The organism is Chryseobacterium sp. RU33C (assembly GCF_900156015.1).
GTDB classification, from domain to species: Bacteria; Bacteroidota; Bacteroidia; order Flavobacteriales; family Weeksellaceae; genus Chryseobacterium; species Chryseobacterium candidae.
This window is the reverse complement of record NZ_FTMT01000008.1, coordinates 134064-152325: the sequence shown is the minus strand read 5'-3', so window position 1 is coordinate 152325 and position 18262 is coordinate 134064. Positions and strand designations below refer to the sequence as shown.

Genomic DNA, 18262 nt, shown 5'->3' with positions numbered 1-18262 from the left:
TCATTTTTATTTATTAAACCAGATCAAACCTGTCCAGATTCATCACTTTCGTCCATGCTGCCACAAAGTCTTTTACAAACTTACCTTGTGCATCAGCACTTCCGTATACCTCAGCCACGGCTCTCAATTCAGAATTAGATCCGAAAACAAGGTCTGCACGGGTTGCTGTCCATTTTGGCTGACCAGTCTTCCGATCAGTTCCGATATAAAGCTCTCTATCATCTGACATTGCTTTCCATTGAGTTCCCATATCCAGAAGATTCACAAAGAAATCATTGGTAAGAACTCCCGGACGGCTGGTGAATACGCCATGTTTTGAACCGTCAAAGTTCGTATCTAAAGCACGCATTCCTCCTATCAATACGGTTAATTCCGGGGCAGTAAGTGTTAATAACTGAGCTTTGTCAATCAGTAAAGATTCTGTAGATACGGTGTATTTTCTCTTCAGATAATTACGGAATCCATCCGCTGCAGGCTCAAGATAACCCATAGATTCTACATCCGTCTGTTCCTGAGAAGCATCCATTCTTCCCGGAGCAAAAGGAACTTTTACATCCTGACCCGCATTTTTGGCAGCCACTTCTAATGCGGCGTTACCTCCTAAAACAATCAGATCGGCTAATGATATTTTTTTACCTCCGTTTTGAGAATCGTTAAATTCTTTTTGAATTCCTTCCAGTACTCCCAATACTTTATTCAGCTGTGAAGGATTGTTGACTTCCCAGTTTCTTTGAGGCTCCAGTCTGATCCTTGCTCCATTGGCACCCCCACGCTTATCACTTCCTCGGAAAGTAGAAGCAGAAGCCCAGGCTGTAGATATCAGTTCGGAATGGCTTAATCCTGAGTTTAAAACTTTTGATTTTAGCGCTTCCACATCGTTTTCATCAACCAGTTCGTGGTTTACTTCAGGAATAGGATCCTGCCAGATCAGTTCTTCCTGCGGCACATCCGGTCCCAGATAGCGGGCACGCGGTCCCATATCTCTGTGTGTCAGTTTAAACCATGCTCTTGAAAAAGCATCAGCAAACGCATCAGGATTTTCATAAAAATGTCTTGAAATTTTCTCATAAACAGGATCAAACCTTAAGGAAAGATCTGTTGTAAGCATTGTTGGTTTATGCTTTTTAGAAGAATCAAACGCATCAGGAATAATATCTGCTCCATCTTTTGCTACCCACTGGTGAGCTCCGGCAGGGCTTTTTGTTAATTCCCATTCATTTTCAAAAAGGTTTTTAAAGAAATAATTACTCCATTGGGTAGGCGTTTCCGTCCAGGTTACTTCCAGACCGCTGGAAATAGCATCTCTTCCGCTACCAGACTTATAAGTACTTGCCCATCCAAGCCCTTGTTGTTCAATTCCGGCTGCTTCAGGCTCTTTTCCTACATGATCTGCCGGACCCGCTCCATGGGTTTTTCCGAAAGTATGTCCTCCGGCAATCAAAGCAACGGTTTCTTCATCATTCATCGCCATACGGCCGAAAGTATCACGGATATCTTTAGCAGCGGCAATAGGGTCAGGATTTCCGTCCGGACCTTCAGGGTTTACATAAATAAGTCCCATTTGTACGGCAGCCAATGGATTTTCAAGATTTCTTGAATGAGTATCTCCATCTGCATTATCATCAGCAGGAAGAACTGCCGAATGACCTTCTTCTACTCCTTCCGAACCGTGAGCATATCGTAAATCCCCTCCAAGCCATGTTTTCTCAGATCCCCAATATACGTCGGAATCCGGTTCCCATACATCTGCACGTCCTCCCGCAAATCCGAATGTTTTAAAGCCCATGGATTCAAGAGCGATATTCCCGGTAAGGATCAGAAGATCTGCCCATGATATGTTTCTTCCATATTTCTGTTTGATCGGCCACAGCAATCTTCTTGCTTTATCAAGACTTACGTTATCAGGCCAGCTGTTTAAAGGTGCAAAACGCTGTTGTCCTGCTCCTGCTCCACCTCTTCCGTCTCCCACACGATATGTTCCGGCGCTGTGCCATGCCATACGGATAAACAAAGGACCGTAATGACCAAAGTCTGCCGGCCACCAATCCTGAGAATCTGTCATCAATGCATGAAGATCTTTTTTTACTGCTTCCAGATCAAGGCTTTCAAATGCTTTGGCATAATCGAAATCCTTATCCATAGGATCTGAAAGGGAAGAATGCTGACGCAGAAGATCTACTCTAAGCTGATCCGGCCACCAATCAGAATTCTGGGTTCCTCCTCCGGCTACACTCTTCTTCATTGTTCCGTTGTGAAACGGGCATTTACTGATGTCATTCAAATCTTTTTCCATTGTCGTTTATTTTATTTTTTATGTTGATTAATACAGTTTCAATTTTCTGTTGTAAGATTATGACAAACCTACAACGTTTGATTGATAAATACAATCTATTAATTTTTATTTCAACGATAGTTAAAAACTATAAATTAATATTTTTAACGGCACAGTTTCTGGACGCAATTGTGGTATTAAGTTAGTCATTTTTCAGATTAACTTAAATAAAAACAGCAGTATAGAGTCCAATTTAGAATTACTCAAGGTAAGAATTTAAAGGGAAAAGGAAACTGGATGCTGGAAAGAGAAAGTTTAACAGCATCATGAAATATAAATTAAGAATTTCTAAAAAAAGAAAAAACGCCCTATTTAAAGACCCCACTAAAAAGTACTTCCAGCTTCCATCACCCAACTTCAGGCTTTATCTCACTAAAAATAAATTATCTATCTTTATATTGACAAAATATGAACATCTGCTATGAAAAAAATAATTGTTATAATTCTCGTTACGTTTATCATTATTCAGTTTTTCCCTATCGATAAAACAAATCCACCACTTACTCCGGGAATGGACTTTCTAAAAATTAAAAATACACCGGAGAAAATTGCCCATACCCTCAGAACATCATGTTATGACTGTCATTCCAATGAAACAAAGTATCCATGGTACAGCAATATTTCACCAACTTCATGGTGGGTAAAAAACCATATTAATGAAGGCAGGAAACATCTTAATTTTTCTACCTTTGCAGTATATGAGCCTCAGAGACAGGTTCATAAACTGGAAGAATGTATAGAAATGATTGAGAAAAAAGAGATGCCTCTTGAATCTTATTATTTAGGTCATCAGAATGCTAAACTGTCTGATGAGCAGCGTGCAGATCTTATTCAATATTTTAAAAAAGTAAAAGAAGACACTGAAAGAGGAATCCTGTTTAATAAATAACATCATGGAAAATTGGAAAAATAAGCATATTGTATTTTTTGATGGAGATTGCGGTGTCTGTAATTTCTGGGTGCAGTGGATTTTGGAGCGGGATAATAAAGACCAGTTCATGTTTGCTTCTCTTCAATCTGATTTCGGACAGCAGTTCTTATCAGAAAGAGGGCTGGAAACCAATGTATTCAACACCATGTATTTATGGAAACCCGGACGGTATTATCATATCAAATCAAGAGCTGTACTGGAAATCGCTAATTTACTGGGAGGAGTTTATAAACTTTCCGTTGTTGGGAAAATTCTGCCTGTATCTTTAAGTGACAAAGTGTATGATGTCATTTCCAGAAACAGAATGAAACTGGCCAATCAGAAATGTTATTTACCGGATCAGCAGCAGAAGAAAAAGTTTATCCAGGTTTAATTAATTGTTCTTACACCGTTTCATTTAACTTATAAAAAGATCATTCCGTAAGAGTTACCTGCAATATTAATGCATTGTATAGATTCCTACGGAATGACAAATAAGACGGATAGGTGTTCCTGTTTAATGGAAATCAAACTGAATAACAACCTATTACCAACTTATCATTCATAATTCCATCATTTATTATTACCCATTGCTCATTGCTTATAAATTAAGCGACCATACAGAATAAGAATTCGGCGGGCACTGGATTTTCACCCATTTATCTCCCTGGGTTGTTGGGTACCAGTTTGAGTTCCCTGTAAAGTCTTTGATCTGCTGGCTGCTCCAGTTGGTTTGTATCCATCTTTCCTGCCAGTTTGAAGACGTATTGATGTAAACAACAAGTCCCGGATTACCATTATAACCGTTACGTCTTGCAATATATTCGTCATTATCGGTGTAGAGAATAGAAGTTGTTCCGGTAGCTTTATTATTATGAATCCAGATCAGATTGTTCAGTCTTTCTTTATTTAACCATTCTTCATAATCTCTGTAAAAAATAGTGGGATACCCTTCATGGGTTAATATATAGGCGTATGCAGGCATTTTATTGTAAATGATGTCTGTATCATGATTAGCAACAAATGTGACTGCTTTGTATGGATTTCTTTTCCACATCATATCGTCATTCAAAGCATTTAAATTACCATTATCAAAGGCTTCATCCATTTTGTAATAAGCCGCAAAATCAAATACGGAACTGTTGGCATTATTTGCCCACCACTCGAGTGTATTTACATTTGAATCCCATAATTCTCCGACAGAAAATCCTCCTACTTTAGAATTCCATGTATTAACGACCCACGGACCGAACCCTTTAACGTAATCAAACCTCCAGCCATCAAATTTCATTACATTTTTGTAATATTTGGCAACAGAATCATCTCTTCCCCAAAGCCAGTCCTGCACATGAGGATTCGCATGGCATAAATCCGGAAAACCGCCAAAAGCTCCTTCATCATTATTTCCATAGGAATTTTTGTAAAAGTCATTATAATTTCTCTGGAATTTTCCTGAAGCAACCCCTGAAAAATTGGTCCAGGTATTGTTTCCTGTAAAAGGATTGGCTTCGGATTGCCCTCCACTGTTGTGATTGATTACAATATCTGCATATACCTGCATATTTTCAGTATGAGCCTTTGTAATCAAAGCTTCCAGTTCGGCTCTGGATCCGAAACGGGTTTCCGTGCTTCCATTTTGATTAAAATCTCCAAAATCATAATAATCTGTAGGATCATATCCCATAGAATAGGCTCCGTTCTGTGCTTTTGATGCCGGCGGTAACCATACAGCGCCAATTCCTGCATTGGACCACGCTGTCAGTTTATCTTTAACAGTATTCCACCAGTTGCCACCTTGCGGAACGTCCCAGTAAAAGCCCTGCATCAGAACTCCTCCACCGGGTCCGGCTGTGAATTTACCTTGCGCAGAACCTGAACTACTTCCTGTACTGAATGGCCGGCCATCATGATGGGTCACATTCACTGTTTTGTTATGAACTTCTTCTTGCCTGGAAGTCTCAGTTGTTAATTCATCAGTGGTTCTGCATGAGCTTACCAATGCCAAAGCCAGCATTGAAAGGAAAAAGTTTGTTTTTTTCATCGCTTTAATAAATTATCAATGTATTAAACAAGATACGATTTTATTAGATATAAACTCAAACCAATGGGAAATATTTTCATTTTCAGCAATAAATAAAGAAGAAAGACATTCAAGTTTTTCATTAAAAAATCATAAATTTTTCAGATTCCCGAGACAATTTTTCTTTTAATGCATATATTTGCATACTATGGAATACAATACCCAAAAAACTCAGCTTCATATGCCGGAATATGGCAGAATTATACAACAGTTGGTTGAGCGCTGCAAAGAACTTCCTTCCAAAGACGAAAGGAATGAAATGGCTATGGCAATCATCGATTTTATGGGTCAGAGAAACCCACAACTTCGCGACGAGGAAAATTATAAACATAAACTTTGGGATCATCTTTTTATTCTTGCCAATTATGATCTGGATGTAGAGTCCCCATATCCGTTCCCTACTCCTGAACAATTGGCAGAAAAACCTAAAAGGATGGAATATCCAAAACTTCAAGGTGACTTTAAGTTCTACGGAAAAAGTATTCTTCAATTGATCGAAAAAGCAATCGAACTGGAAACGGGTGATGAAAAAGAAGCCCTTATCGAAGTGATCGCCAACAATATGAAGAAGTCTTATAATGTCTATAATAAAGAACATGTGACGGATGATGTTATTTTCCGCCACCTGAAAGAACTGTCTGAAAACAGGTTGGATCTTACCGGAATTGATTCTCTTGAGAAGAGTAAAATCTATTACACGAGCAATAACAACAACCGAAATAATAACAATAGTAACAACAGGAATAATAACAATAATAAAAACAATAACCAGCCCAACAAAAGAAGGCATAATAACAATCATAAAAACAGAAAATAATGAGTGGAACATTTCAAATAAGAGGAGGAAAAAGACTGCAGGGTGAAATAACTCCACAAGGAGCCAAAAATGAGGCTCTGCAAATTTTATGTGCTGTTCTTCTGACGGACGAAGAAGTAAGAATCAAAAATATTCCGGATATCCATGATGTTAACAGACTGATTGAAATTCTTGGAGATTTTGGTGTAAAAATTACTAAAAACGGACAGGGAGATTATACTTTCAAGGCTGATCAGGTTAATTTTGATTATATAAAATCTAACGAGTTCAAAAAGGACGGAGCAAAACTCCGTGGATCCATTATGCTGATGGGACCCATGCTTGCCCGCTACGGTGAGGCTTATATGCCGACTCCGGGAGGTGACAAAATCGGGAGAAGAAGACTGGATACTCACTTTCAGGGACTTGTAGAATTAGGCGCTGAATTCAATTATGATGAGGAGCAATATTTCTATTCTTTAAAAGCTAAGGAACTGAGAGGAAAATTCATCTTATTGGAAGAAGCTTCTGTAACCGGAACTGCCAATATTGTAATGGCAGCCGCTTTAGCAAAGGGAAAGACAAGAATCTACAATGCTGCCTGTGAACCTTATCTTCAGCAATTGTGTAAAATGCTGAACAGAATGGGAGCGAATATCTCAGGAATCGGATCCAATCTTCTTACTATTGAAGGTGTTGAATATCTGAGAGGAACTGAACACACGATGCTTCCGGATATGGTAGAAATCGGTTCATGGATTGGTCTTGCAGCGATGACAAAATCTGAGATCACCATCAAAAATGTAAACTGGAACCAGCTTGGTGTTATCCCGAATACCTTCAGAAAATTAGGAATCCAGCTTGAGCAAAGCGGTGACGATATCTACATTCCAGCTCAGGAACATTATAAAATCCAGAAATTTATTGACGGTTCTATCCTTACCATTTCAGATGCGCCATGGCCTGGATTTACACCGGATTTATTGTCTATTATTTTAGTAGTAGCCACCCAGGCAAAAGGAAGTATTCTGGTTCATCAGAAAATGTTTGAATCCAGATTATTCTTTGTAGATAAATTAATTGATATGGGCGCGCAGATCATTTTATGTGATCCGCACAGAGCCACGGTAATCGGATTAAACCAGGAAGCTCCGTTAAGAGGAACAACCATGGTTTCCCCGGATATCAGAGCCGGAAATGCACTTCTTATTGCAGCACTTTCTGCAGAAGGAAAATCTATTATCCATAATATCGAGCAGATCGACAGAGGATATGAGAATATTGATGGAAGACTAAGAGCTATTGGTGCTGACATCGAAAGAATCTAAAATTATTTTATTTAATGATAGAAAAGCGTTCAGAAGGTTCTGAACGCTTTTTTTTAACCACCCCGTCAAAAATTCTTTGAATTTTCGCCATCCCTCCAGAGGAGGGGAATTTTGTACCAATCGATTATTTGCTTTTTTTAGTATAAAATAAAAAGTGCCCGGTAAAAACCAGACACTTTGAGTAATTAAAACTATATGAATCTCACTTAAAAATAGGTTCTGCAGGTATATTCTACCGCTGTATTGATAAGTTTATTTTTATTCAGATACACTTCAAGCTGCTGAAAATCATCTGAATTCACATTTATATATAACTGTACTGAACCGAAACTGTATCCGTTCACATACTCTACATTAGCAGATAACACTTTATGACAAATGCCGAATTGATTATAGATCGTATTCATCAAATGTTCAAATTTCATTTTGCCATTCAACTCTATTTCCAGTAATAATTCTTTTTTAGGCAGGTTTATTTTATTTTGTAAAACCTGCAGGCCGGGATTCAGTGTAATCATTGCTAAACATTTTGGGTTAAAATCTGTCAGATCATAGGGCACTCTGCTTTTAAATCTGTGACAAAAATATAAAAAAATATTAGTCTACCAAATTAGTAGACTAATATTTTAAAAAATTTAACATAAAAAAAGAAGCCCTGTTCAGCTTCTCACTATATTTTAAAAATTTCCTATTCTTTCCAATTTGTCAGAACCGGCAAGTCCGTTTGGATTGCAGCCAGGTTCACCTTCAGGGACTTTCAGATTTTTTTTAGCGTAAAATTCTTCCCAGAATGTGTTTGTTTTTCCTGTTTTCGGATCAGTAAATGTCATGGGTTCCAGTTTGAAAATATGTTCTTCCCGAAAAGCTCTTTCCACAAAATCTGAACAGTAATAGGAATTTTCATCCAGAATATAATTGAAATTGTAAGGTTTACCCAACATGGTATTCGCCTTTTTAACCGCTTCAGGAATAGCTTTCTGATATTCCGGTTTTAACCGGTAAACAATCACTTCCTGCCCTTCTTTTTTCTGATCTTTAATAAAATCTTTTACATCCTGCCTCTGAGAACCGCCTTTAGGTGCAGCGTGCAGAACAAAGATCCGGTTACCTTCTTTTTCCAGAATTCCTATATGATCAAATGAGGCTGTTTTTTGTTTTTGAGTGACATTATTAATCGCTCCCGAAAGCCCGGATTCCTTGGCTGTCACAAAAAGCAGATCACCATTTTTGAGCTGTATATTACTTATAGGAACAGTATTATTGCATTGTACCAATAATAAAATCAGACAGTATAAAAGCCCTGCAGCAGTTATTTTTTTTAATCTAAATTCACACATTCGATTCTATTTTCAGGACCAAAATTACAAAATAGAATTCATTACATTTGTGGTAATATTGATCTATTCTTCACACCAACCCAAACATTCCAGAAATCTTATGCCGCATATTTTATTAATTGAAGACGACGACAGACTATCAAAATTGATTGCAAAGGGATTTCAGGAAGCAGAATTTGAAGTCACTGTAGCATATGACGGAATCACAGGCCTGAAGCTGGCTTTACAGACCCATTTTGATCTGGTAGTGACAGACATTGTATTGCCCAGAAAAGATGGTCTTGAATTCTGTAACGAAATCAAAGCTTTAAAACCCAATCTTCCGGTCATAATGCTTACTGCATTGGGAACTACGGATGACAAACTGGAAGGATTTGATGCAGGAGCTGATGATTATCTTACCAAGCCTTTTGAAATGCGTGAACTGATAGCAAGAATTAAAGTACTCCTGAAAAGATTTTCACAACAGCCGCATCAAAAGGTTTCTGTTCTTAAATACGAAGGTATTGAAATGAATCTGGAACAAAAAACTGTGTACCGCGATCAAATGCCCATAAAGCTGACTCCTAAAGAGTTTAATCTTTTAAAATTCATGCTGGAGAATTCCGAAAGGGTTCTTTCCAGAAGTGAAATTGCGGAAAAAGTATGGGAAACTCATTTTGACACAGGCACTAACTTTATTGATGTCTATATCAATTATCTCAGAAAGAAAATAGATAAAGATTTTGAAACCAAACTGATCCATACCAAAGCCGGCATGGGATTTATAATGAAAAAAGACTACGAAACAGGTACTATACAGTAAATCAGTAAGATGAACTAAAAATATCAGGATGAAAATAAGAACCAGACTTACCCTGCTTTTTACCTTAATCACGGCAATGCTTTTGGGCGTTTACAGTATTTCAATCTATTATTCATCCAAAGAAGCCAGAGAAAAATCTTTTTACAGCGAACTTCAGAACGAAGCCATTGCCAAAGCTGATTTATTTTTCCGAAGCTCACTTCCCGAACAGGAAATGCACAAGCTTTATAAAAACAATACAAGAACGCTCAATGAAGTTCAGGTAGCAATTTATGATGTTCATAAGCAGCTGGTTTATCATGATGACGCCAAAGTAGATTATGTAAAAGAAACTTCGCAAATGCTTTCTCAGATCTTTCAAAAGAAGAAAATTAATTTCTTTTTAAATGATTTGCAGGTGATCGGGATGGTGTATCAATATGAGGGACAAACGTATGCAGTAACTGCCGCAGCTTATGATCAGCACGGATATGAATATCTTACTCATCTCCTTACCATCAGCATTATCTCATTCTTCATCATTCTGGTTTTGATTTATCTGGCTGGAATATTTCTCTCCAAAAAAGCATTAAGTCCGCTGACTGAAATGGTTATTCAGATAAAAAAAATCACAGCCGGAAAACTACAGCTGCGTCTGAAAACTACAAAAGCAAAAGACGAGCTGAATGAACTAGCCCAGAACTTCAATGGAATGCTGGAACGGCTTGAAAATTCTTTTGATTCGCAAAAACATTTTGTATCCAATATTTCACACGAGTTGAGAACGCCTTTATCAGCCATCATCACCGAGCTGGAACTCGCTTCTGAAAAAGATAAAACCAAAGAAGAATATCAGGAAACCATTCAATTCGCACTGGATGATGCCCGAAATATGGTAAAGCTTTCCAATAGTTTAATGGATCTGGCCAAAGCAAGCTATGATCCCAATGAGATCAGCTTTTCGGAAGTTCGTCTTGATGAAGTTCTTCTGGAATCTTATACTAAAATCACAAAAGAAAATTCGGGATATAAAGTTTCGCTGAACATTGAAGATTCGATAGAAGAAGACCAGCTTATCATTCAGGGAAATGAATATCTTCTGCAGGTTGCCTTCAATAATCTTATTGACAATGCCTGTAAATATTCTCCGGAAAATACTTGCCTGATTGACGTAAGTACAGATTCAAAAATTCTCACTATCCATTTTACCAATACAGGAAATGCTATAAATGAAGACGATTTAAAGCATATCTTCAAGCCTTTCTACAGAAGTGAGAATTCCAAAAGTGAAAAAGGTCATGGAATAGGACTGTTTCTCACCGAGAAAATCATTCACCTTCATCATGCAAAAATTACTGTAGTATCAGAATATAATGAAACTACTTTTAAAGTTAATTTTATGATCAGTTAACGTATAAAAAGACTTCATTTAAATTTATTTGAATATTAATTCCCCTTAAAACCTTAATTAGCTTAATGTTTTAAAAATATTCTTTCTTACTCATGAGAAAGAGATTTTTTATTGAAAATGGAAGTTCCTATACTTGCTGTAACCACACATGCAATGGAAATCCACTGTAAAAAAGATAATTCTTCAGCAAGAAAAACCAATCCTGAAAGTGCAGCAAATGCAGGTTCCAGACTCATCAGAATACTGAAAGTCTTTGCCGGAAGTTTTTTCAGCGCCATCATCTCCAGTGAAAAAGGCAAAGCACTGGAAAGAACAGCCACACCAAGACCTTTTATAAAAATACTGGGGGTAAGATTGAAAACGGCTCCATCCCATATTGTAAAAGGAATAATTACAAGACTGGCAAATATCATCCCGGTGGTTACCGCATCTTTTCCATCCATTATTTTGGAAACCATTCCACCCATTACAATATACAGAGCCCAGAATATTCCTGCCAGAAAGGCAAGCCCAAGTCCAACCAAATCTACATGATCATTCTGCCATGGGACAATAAGCAGGATTCCCACACAGGCCAGTAAAGCCCATATCACATCCAGCAGTTTACGGGACAAAGCTAAAGCAAGAAATAACGGACCTGCAAATTCCACAGTAACCGCCAGTCCCAAAGGAATTCTTTGAATGGCCATATAAAAAATAAGATTCATTGCGGCCAGCCCTATTCCGTAGATTGCACAATATTTCCATTTCTGGCTGTTAAATTGTAAAAACTTCGGACGGTTAATCAATGTAAGCAAAACAGCTGAAAGTACAATTCTTAAAGTAACCGTACCAATAGCTCCAATGGCAGGAAAAAGCTGCTTTGCAATAGAAGCACCTCCCTACACACATATAATGGCTAAAAGCGTGGCAGGTATTGCTATGTTTGATTTTTTCATTTCTAAACTATAATGTTCAAAAGATGTTGGAAGGAAGTTTCCGGGATTAAACAAGTTCTTATTTCATATAAAAATCATAAAATTCAGCATATAAAATAGCCTGCACCAAATGTATTGAAATTTTATCTCTTACAAGGGGTACAGATTTCATATAAATTTTCGTACAGATTTTCTCTAATGATTTTCTAATAACATTCTAAAGCTTCTCTAACAGTAAAAAAGCATAATGGTCTTTACTTTTGCACAGTAAAAAATAAAGCATATGGACTCAGATCCTTACCGTCATTATCAATCTTAAAAGCTTTAGTTGTACTCACTTTTCCCGTACAGCTGAAAAGCTTTATAAAACAGGAAAAGTTATGAATACATTTGAATTCACCCTACGATTACTCACCGCATTCTGTCTGGGAGCCGGTATTGGTTTCGAAAGACAGTGGCGTAAAAAAAATGCAGGCCTTCGCACCAATACGCTGGTATGTATCGGCTCTGCAGCCTTTGTATTAATTGCCATCAGAATTGGTGGCGATGCGGCCGGACGAATCACCTCTTATATTGTCAGCGGAATAGGTTTCCTTGGCGGCGGTGTTATCATGAAAGACGGTCTTACCGTAAGAGGATTAAACACGGCAGCCACATTATGGTGTTCGGCGGCCATAGGCGCACTATGCGCTTTGGGATATCCTTTGGAAGCCCTCATCACAGTTCTCTTCATTGTCTCTACGAATATATTTCTGAGACCTACTATGGCCTCTCAGAAAGAAACCAGAAGCAAAAAATGGCTCAGTACCAGGAAAAATAACAAAGAAAAAGTAAAAATCAGCAACAGCACTCAATTGTATTAAGATCATGAAAAAAGTAATCTTAAGTAGTATTATTCTCTTTGCAGTTTCCTGTAAAGACAATACAACCCAGCCAAACAAAGAACCGGAAATAATGACCCGCGGTAATCAGATTACTGTTCCGGAAACCCATCCTGTTTTCAAAAAAATTAAAACGCAGGTTATTAGCGAACAGGAACATAGTGATGGTGTGGTTTCAGCAGGAACAATCCAGGCAATACCCAATCACTATGCGGAAATTGCCAGTCCTTTTTCCGGAAGAATTACCCGATCGTTTATTCAGCTTGGACAACATGTATCTGCGGGGAGTCCTCTTTTTGAAATTCTATCATCAGATTATTTTTCAGTTCAAAAGGATTATACAGATGCACTGAATGATGTACAGCTCGCAGAAAAAAATTACAGACGCCAGCAGGACCTTGTAAAACATGGAGTTGGCATTCAGAAAGAACTGGATGAAGCAGAAACTGATTTTAAAAATAAAAAAACCTCTCTCTCCAATGCTTCTTCTGCCTTGAAAGTCTATAACAGTAAAGGCGGAGGTATAGGAAGTCCACTCGTTGTAAGAGCACCCATTAACGGAGAAATTATTTCCAACAAAATTGTCAACGGGCAATATCTGAAAGGAGATGCAGATCCGGTAATAATCATCGCAGAATTATCAAAAGTCTGGATTTCCGGTGATGTAAAAGAAAAAGACATCCGATTTGTCAATAAAGGAGATCAGGTTTCTGTAAAAGTAAGTGCCTATCCAGACAGAAATATCAACGGAAAAGTATACCATATCAATGAAGTTGTAGACGAAGATACCCGAAGCATCAAAATCCTTATTGAATGTGACAACCCGGACAGAAAGTTAAAGCCAGGCATGTACGCTACAGTCAACTTTTCAACAACTCCGGAAAAGACAGTGATGATTCCCGTAACCGCTTTAATGCAGCAGGACAATTCCCAGTATGTATGGGTAAAAACCGGTAAGAATCAATATACAAAACGTTCTGTGACAACAGGAGAAACCGATGAAAAAACAGTTAGAATAACATCAGGCTTACAACCCGGAGAAACCATCATGACCGAAGGGGGAATTTATATGCCGGATGCAAAATAATGTAAAAGAAAAACGATGAAGAAATTACTGACAATCTCTATACAGAAGAGATGGCTTATGCTGGCTCTCTTCCTTTTACTGGGGTTCTTCGGGTATTATTCCTGGACCAGATTATCCATAGAAGCCTATCCCGATATTGCTGATGTAACCTCTCAGGTGGTAACACAGGTTCCGGGACTTGCCGCTGAAGAAGTGGAACAGCAGATCACTATCCCTTTGGAAAGATCCCTGAATGGTCTTCCGGGAATGCATGTGATGCGAAGCAAAAGTACCTTCGGGCTTTCCATTATTACTATGGTTTTTGATGATGGTATAGACGATTACTGGGCAAGGCAGCGTATCCAGGAAAGACTGACGGATGTGGAGCTTCCTTATGGTGCACAGCCGGGATTAGATCCCCTTACCTCGCCCATCGGCGAAGTGTATCGTTATATTATCGAAAGTAACAATCACAGCCTGCGGGAGCTTACGGATTTACAGAAGTTTGTGATTATCCCCCGTATTAAACAGATTTCAGGGATTGCTGATGTGACCAACTTCGGGGGAATTACCACTCAGTTCCAGATTGAACTGGATCCGCATAAGCTTGAACAATACGGATTATCCCTTTCCGAAGTTACCGAAACGATCTCCAAAAACAATGTGAGTGCCGGAGGAAGTATGCTTCCCCGTGGGAACCTTGCGTACGTAATCCGCGGAATCGGTTTGGTAAAAGATTTGGATGATCTTGGAAAAATTGTAGTCAAAACCCAAAATGGAGTTCCTGTTTTTCTGAATGACGTAGGAACATTGAAATACGGAAATCTGGAAAGAAAAGGAATCCTTGGCTACACAGACCATAAGCGTAATTATTCCGAAAGCGTAGAAGGAATCGTACTTTTATTAAGAGGTCAAAATCCTTCGCAAGTGCTGGAAGGAGTACATGAAGCTATTGAAGAACTGAATAACGAAACACTTCCACCGGGTGTAAAAATCCATCCTTTCCTGGATAGAACAGACCTTGTAAAAACCACGCTTACCACAGTTTCTCACACCCTCACCGAAGGAATTGTTTTGGTTATTATTGTGCTGATTGTATTTTTGGGAAGCTGGCGTGGAGCATTATTAGTGGCTATTACCATTCCGCTTTCTTTGTTATTTGCTTTTATATTGATGCATTTTACCAATATTCCGGCCAATCTGCTTTCATTGGGAGCAATTGATTTTGGAATCATTGTAGACGGGGCAATCGTCATGCTGGAAACCATTCTGAAAAAAAGAGAAGAAAATTCAGAAGAAACACTGGAAGAAAAAACGATTACTCAAAGAGTGATTGAAGTAGCCAAACCTATTTTCTTTTCCACCATCATTATCATTACTGCTTATCTTCCATTGTTTGCATTTGAAAGAGTGGAAAAAAAATTATTTACCCCTATGGCTTTTACTGTTGGATATGCTCTGTTGGGAGCTCTGGCTGTAGCATTACTGCTGATCCCCGGATTAGCGTATGTGATCTATAGAAAACCACAAAAGATCTATCACAACAAATGGCTGGAAAAACTAAGCACAGCTTACCGAAAGAGCATTGAAAAAATAATGCAGACTCCCAAAAGAGTTATCATTCCTATTATGATTGTCCTGGTATCTGCCGGAGTTCTCTCCTGGCATGTAGGAAAAGACTTCCTTCCGGAGCTGGATGAAGGTTCTATATGGCTTCAGGTACAGCTGCCACCCGGGATTTCTTTAGCCCAATCAAAGGAAATGAGCGATACCTTGCGCGCCCGTACTTTAAAACATCCCGAAATTACTTATATGATGGTTCAGGCAGGACGTAATGATGATGGTACCGACCCGTGGACGGCTTCCCACTTTGAAGTTTCTGTCGGAATAAAGCCCTACAGCGAATGGCCGGCAGGAAAGACAAAAGCAGACCTTATCAAAGAACTCGCAGCTGATTATAAAGATATGCCGGGATTCACCGTAGGTTTTTCACAACCTATGATTGACGGGGTAATGGATAAAATTTCCGGAGCTCACAGCGAATTAGTAGTAAAGGTGTATGGAGAAGATTTTAAAGAAACCAGAAGAATTGCTGAAAATGTATTGTCTACTTTAAATAAAATTCCGGGTTCTGCAGACCTTGCCATTGATCAGGAACCGCCATTACCTCAGTTGCAGATTATTGCCAACAGAGACAAAATTGCGCAATATGGACTGAATGTAGCAGATGTTGCCGACCTTATTGAAGTCGCATTGGGAGGAAAAGCCATTTCCCAGATCTTTATCGGCAATAAGGTGTATGATATTTCATGCCGTTATACAGAAGACAGCCGCGACACACCAGATAAAATCGGGAACCTGATGCTTACCTCAGCTTCCGGAGCAAAAATTCCTTTATCACAGGTAGCAGAAGTGAAACTGAGTACCGGCGAAAGCACTATTACCAGAGAAATGAACAAAAGACATCTTACGGTAAAGCTGAATTTAAGAGGTACTGATCTTTCTTCTTTCCTGAAAAAAGCACAAAGTACAATTGAAAAAGAGATCAAATACGATCATGAGAAATACCAGATCAAATGGGGCGGACAGTTTGAAAATCAAAACAGGGCGTATTCAAGGCTGGCATTTATTGTTCCGTTAGCACTGGCCATTATGTTTCTGCTGCTGTATGGTGCCTTTGGAGATTTCAGACAAGCTTTGGTTCTGATGTCTATTGTTCCGCTGGCATTATTTGGCGGAATGCTCGCACTCAATATCCGGGGAATGTCTCTGAATGTATCCTCCGCAGTAGGATTTATCGCACTCTTTGGAGTTGCTATTCAGAACGGAGTGATTATGATTTCTCATATCAATGATCTCCGGAAGAAAGGATATGAGCTGAAACAGGCTGCCATCAAAGGCGCAAAAGACCGTTTCAGACCTGTACTGATGACCGCAACGGTTGCTGTAATCGGATTATTTCCGGCATCACTGGCCACAGGAATTGGTTCTGATGTACAGCGTCCATTGGCAACTGTCATTGTTTACGGGCTGATGTTCTCTACTATTTTAACCCTATTCGTGCTGCCTGCTATTTATTTTATGGCTGAACGCCTAAGCAAAAAACAAAATTTGGAATCAGATGAAAATTAAAGTTCATATTATCATATTATCTGTCGTATTGTTTAATATTACAGGTATGAAGGCACAGGAAAAAGAGCTTTTACCATTTGAAGAATACCTGAGTCTTGTCGGAAATAAAAATTTAGGCTATGCTTCTCAAAAGTACAATGTAAGTATGGCAGAAGCTGCTATCCAGACGGCTAATATGTTTCCTGATCCTGAGCTGGAAATGGAAACCACTAATAACGGTGTACATCAAAATATGGGATATGCCTACGGTGCTTCCATCGGCTGGACACTTGAATTGGGTGGTAAAAGAAAAGCCAGAGTTAATCTCGCCAGAAATCAATCCGAGCTGAGCAAAATACTATTGCAGGATTTTTTCAGGAATCTTCGTGCAGATGCCAGTTTAGGATATATTGAGGCTTTAAAATCCAAAGCTTTGCTTGAAGTGCAGCAGGATTCTTACAAAAATATGCAGCAACTGGCAAAATCCGACAGTATCCGCTACCAATTGGGAACTATAACATTAGTCGCTTCCAAACAGAGTAAGCTGGAAGCCGCTTCTTTGCTCAATGAAGTATATCAGGCTGAAAGTGCAGAACAGCAGGCTATCGCCGGTTTATCGGTATTTCTGGGAGACAGCAAAATAACCGGCAGAGACGTTGCCGGAGATTTTAATGCCTTCAACAGAGATTTCAGTATGGATGATCTGATCCTCCAGGCTTTGAATGAGAGAGCAGATTTAATGGCCGCCAAACAAAATACGGAAGTTACCAAAAGCCAGATCAATCTTGAAAAAGCAAACAGAGTCATAGATCTAGGTATCAGTGCCGGAGCAGAACGACATACGGAAGCGACTAACGAAATTGCTCCTTCCCCAGCTGTAAATGCGGTAAAAATGGGCATTAGTATTCCCTTAAAATTTTCCAACAGAAGAAATGCAGGATTAAAAATAGCAGAAATGGCCCATTCGCAGGCGGAAGTTGAATATAAACAGATTGAACAGGGAATAAAAGCTGAAGTGATACAAGCTTATCAACACTATGCAGCCACTCAGAAACAGCTCAGACAATTTCATAACGGAATGCTTTCGGAAGCACAAAGCATTCTGGAAGGGATTACCTACAGCTATAAAAGAGGAGAAAGCTCTATCCTTGAAGTTTTGAATGCCCAGCGAACGTATAACAATGTAAGAAAAGATTATTATGAGGCTCTTGCAGATAACGCAGCCGCTTTGATTGAACTTGAGCGAAAAGCGGGAATCTGGGATATTCATTTTTAGCTGGAAGATGGGTGCTGGGAGTTTTATGGAAGC

The 18262-nt window shown here is 38.8% G+C and carries 14 protein-coding genes and 1 pseudogene; 10 read left to right on the top strand and 5 right to left on the bottom strand.

All coding sequences use genetic code 11. The features are described from left to right. Positions 1-13: 13 nt before the first annotated feature. On the bottom strand, positions 14-2293 hold the full coding sequence (katG, locus tag BW946_RS09225; protein ID WP_076595897.1) for a catalase/peroxidase HPI: 2280 nt from the start codon (positions 2291-2293) through the stop codon (positions 14-16). Positions 2294-2753: 460 nt separating this feature from the next. Between katG and BW946_RS09220 the strand changes: the two genes are divergently transcribed. Then, positions 2754-3221 (top strand): heme-binding domain-containing protein, encoded by a 468-nt coding sequence (locus BW946_RS09220; protein WP_076595896.1) that lies wholly within the window; start codon positions 2754-2756, stop codon positions 3219-3221. A gap of 4 nt (positions 3222-3225) precedes the next feature. Further along, positions 3226-3636: a thiol-disulfide oxidoreductase DCC family protein gene (locus BW946_RS09215; protein ID WP_076595895.1), complete on the top strand. Its 411-nt coding sequence runs from the start codon at positions 3226-3228 to the stop codon at positions 3634-3636. Positions 3637-3843: 207 nt separating this feature from the next. Here the strand turns inward: BW946_RS09215 and BW946_RS09210 are convergent, their stop codons facing one another. Further along, a complete protein-coding gene (locus tag BW946_RS09210) occupies positions 3844-5283 on the bottom strand; it encodes an alpha-amylase (RefSeq protein WP_076595894.1) in 1440 nt (479 codons plus the stop codon). A gap of 187 nt (positions 5284-5470) precedes the next feature. Here BW946_RS09210 and BW946_RS09205 point away from each other — a divergent pair, with 187 nt between their 5' ends. After that, entirely contained in the window at positions 5471-6139 is a 669-nt protein-coding gene (locus tag BW946_RS09205) for a DUF4290 domain-containing protein (protein WP_076595893.1), read from the top strand. After that, positions 6139-7446 carry a UDP-N-acetylglucosamine 1-carboxyvinyltransferase gene (murA, locus tag BW946_RS09200; RefSeq protein WP_076595892.1) on the top strand — a complete coding sequence of 436 codons (1308 nt, stop codon included), beginning with the start codon at positions 6139-6141 and terminating at the stop codon, positions 7444-7446. Before BW946_RS09205 ends, murA begins: the two co-directional genes overlap by 1 nt. Before the next feature lie 206 nt (positions 7447-7652). Here the strand turns inward: murA and BW946_RS09195 are convergent, their stop codons facing one another. Both BW946_RS09195 and BW946_RS09190 read right to left on the bottom strand, forming a co-directional pair. After that, complete coding sequence (locus BW946_RS09195) at positions 7653-7964, bottom strand: NIL domain-containing protein (protein ID WP_076595913.1); 312 nt, start codon at positions 7962-7964, stop codon at positions 7653-7655. Between the two features lie 159 nt (positions 7965-8123). Beyond that, entirely contained in the window at positions 8124-8783 is a 660-nt protein-coding gene (locus BW946_RS09190) for a YiiX/YebB-like N1pC/P60 family cysteine hydrolase (protein ID WP_076595891.1), read from the bottom strand. A 100-nt stretch (positions 8784-8883) separates the two neighbouring features. On the opposite strand from BW946_RS09190, the gene BW946_RS09185 reads away from it, so the two are divergent. Together BW946_RS09185 and BW946_RS09180 are read left to right on the top strand one after the other, a co-directional pair. Beyond that, positions 8884-9588, top strand: a complete 705-nt coding sequence (locus BW946_RS09185; protein ID WP_076595890.1) for a response regulator transcription factor — start codon at positions 8884-8886, stop codon at positions 9586-9588. A 28-nt stretch (positions 9589-9616) separates the two neighbouring features. After that, on the top strand, positions 9617-10978 hold the full coding sequence (locus tag BW946_RS09180; RefSeq protein WP_076595889.1) for an ATP-binding protein: 1362 nt from the start codon (positions 9617-9619) through the stop codon (positions 10976-10978). Positions 10979-11064: 86 nt separating this feature from the next. On the opposite strand, the pseudogene BW946_RS09175 reads toward BW946_RS09180, so the two are convergent. Continuing rightward, positions 11065-11916 (bottom strand): annotated as a pseudogene (locus BW946_RS09175) (EamA family transporter). A 359-nt stretch (positions 11917-12275) separates the two neighbouring features. On the opposite strand from BW946_RS09175, the gene BW946_RS09170 reads away from it, so the two are divergent. From BW946_RS09170 to BW946_RS09155, 4 genes are read left to right on the top strand one after another with little or no spacing between them, the layout of a single operon-like run. Next, on the top strand, positions 12276-12758 hold the full coding sequence (locus tag BW946_RS09170) for an MgtC/SapB family protein (protein WP_076595888.1): 483 nt from the start codon (positions 12276-12278) through the stop codon (positions 12756-12758). A 4-nt stretch (positions 12759-12762) separates the two neighbouring features. Further along, a complete protein-coding gene (locus tag BW946_RS09165; protein WP_076595887.1) occupies positions 12763-13863 on the top strand; it encodes an efflux RND transporter periplasmic adaptor subunit in 1101 nt (366 codons plus the stop codon). Positions 13864-13878: 15 nt separating this feature from the next. Then, complete coding sequence (locus tag BW946_RS09160; protein ID WP_076595886.1) at positions 13879-16974, top strand: efflux RND transporter permease subunit; 3096 nt, start codon at positions 13879-13881, stop codon at positions 16972-16974. Further along, positions 16964-18229: a TolC family protein gene (locus tag BW946_RS09155; RefSeq protein WP_076595885.1), complete on the top strand. Its 1266-nt coding sequence runs from the start codon at positions 16964-16966 to the stop codon at positions 18227-18229. Before BW946_RS09160 ends, BW946_RS09155 begins: the two co-directional genes overlap by 11 nt. Positions 18230-18262 lie beyond the last annotated feature (33 nt).

Bases quoted from the DNA above. Each gene is read 5' to 3' on its own strand.
- katG (WP_076595897.1), bottom strand. From the start codon at position 2,293: ATGGAAAAAGATTTGAATGACATCAGTAAATGCCCGTTTCACAACGGA.
- BW946_RS09220 (WP_076595896.1), top strand. From the start codon at position 2,754: ATGAAAAAAATAATTGTTATAATTCTCGTTACGTTTATCATTATTCAG.
- BW946_RS09215 (WP_076595895.1), top strand. From the start codon at position 3,226: ATGGAAAATTGGAAAAATAAGCATATTGTATTTTTTGATGGAGATTGC.
- BW946_RS09210 (WP_076595894.1), bottom strand. From the start codon at position 5,283: ATGAAAAAAACAAACTTTTTCCTTTCAATGCTGGCTTTGGCATTGGTA.
- BW946_RS09205 (WP_076595893.1), top strand. From the start codon at position 5,471: ATGGAATACAATACCCAAAAAACTCAGCTTCATATGCCGGAATATGGC.
- murA (WP_076595892.1), top strand. From the start codon at position 6,139: ATGAGTGGAACATTTCAAATAAGAGGAGGAAAAAGACTGCAGGGTGAA.
- BW946_RS09195 (WP_076595913.1), bottom strand. From the start codon at position 7,964: ATGATTACACTGAATCCCGGCCTGCAGGTTTTACAAAATAAAATAAAC.
- BW946_RS09190 (WP_076595891.1), bottom strand. From the start codon at position 8,783: ATGTGTGAATTTAGATTAAAAAAAATAACTGCTGCAGGGCTTTTATAC.
- BW946_RS09185 (WP_076595890.1), top strand. From the start codon at position 8,884: ATGCCGCATATTTTATTAATTGAAGACGACGACAGACTATCAAAATTG.
- BW946_RS09180 (WP_076595889.1), top strand. From the start codon at position 9,617: ATGAAAATAAGAACCAGACTTACCCTGCTTTTTACCTTAATCACGGCA.
- BW946_RS09170 (WP_076595888.1), top strand. From the start codon at position 12,276: ATGAATACATTTGAATTCACCCTACGATTACTCACCGCATTCTGTCTG.
- BW946_RS09165 (WP_076595887.1), top strand. From the start codon at position 12,763: ATGAAAAAAGTAATCTTAAGTAGTATTATTCTCTTTGCAGTTTCCTGT.
- BW946_RS09160 (WP_076595886.1), top strand. From the start codon at position 13,879: ATGAAGAAATTACTGACAATCTCTATACAGAAGAGATGGCTTATGCTG.
- BW946_RS09155 (WP_076595885.1), top strand. From the start codon at position 16,964: ATGAAAATTAAAGTTCATATTATCATATTATCTGTCGTATTGTTTAAT.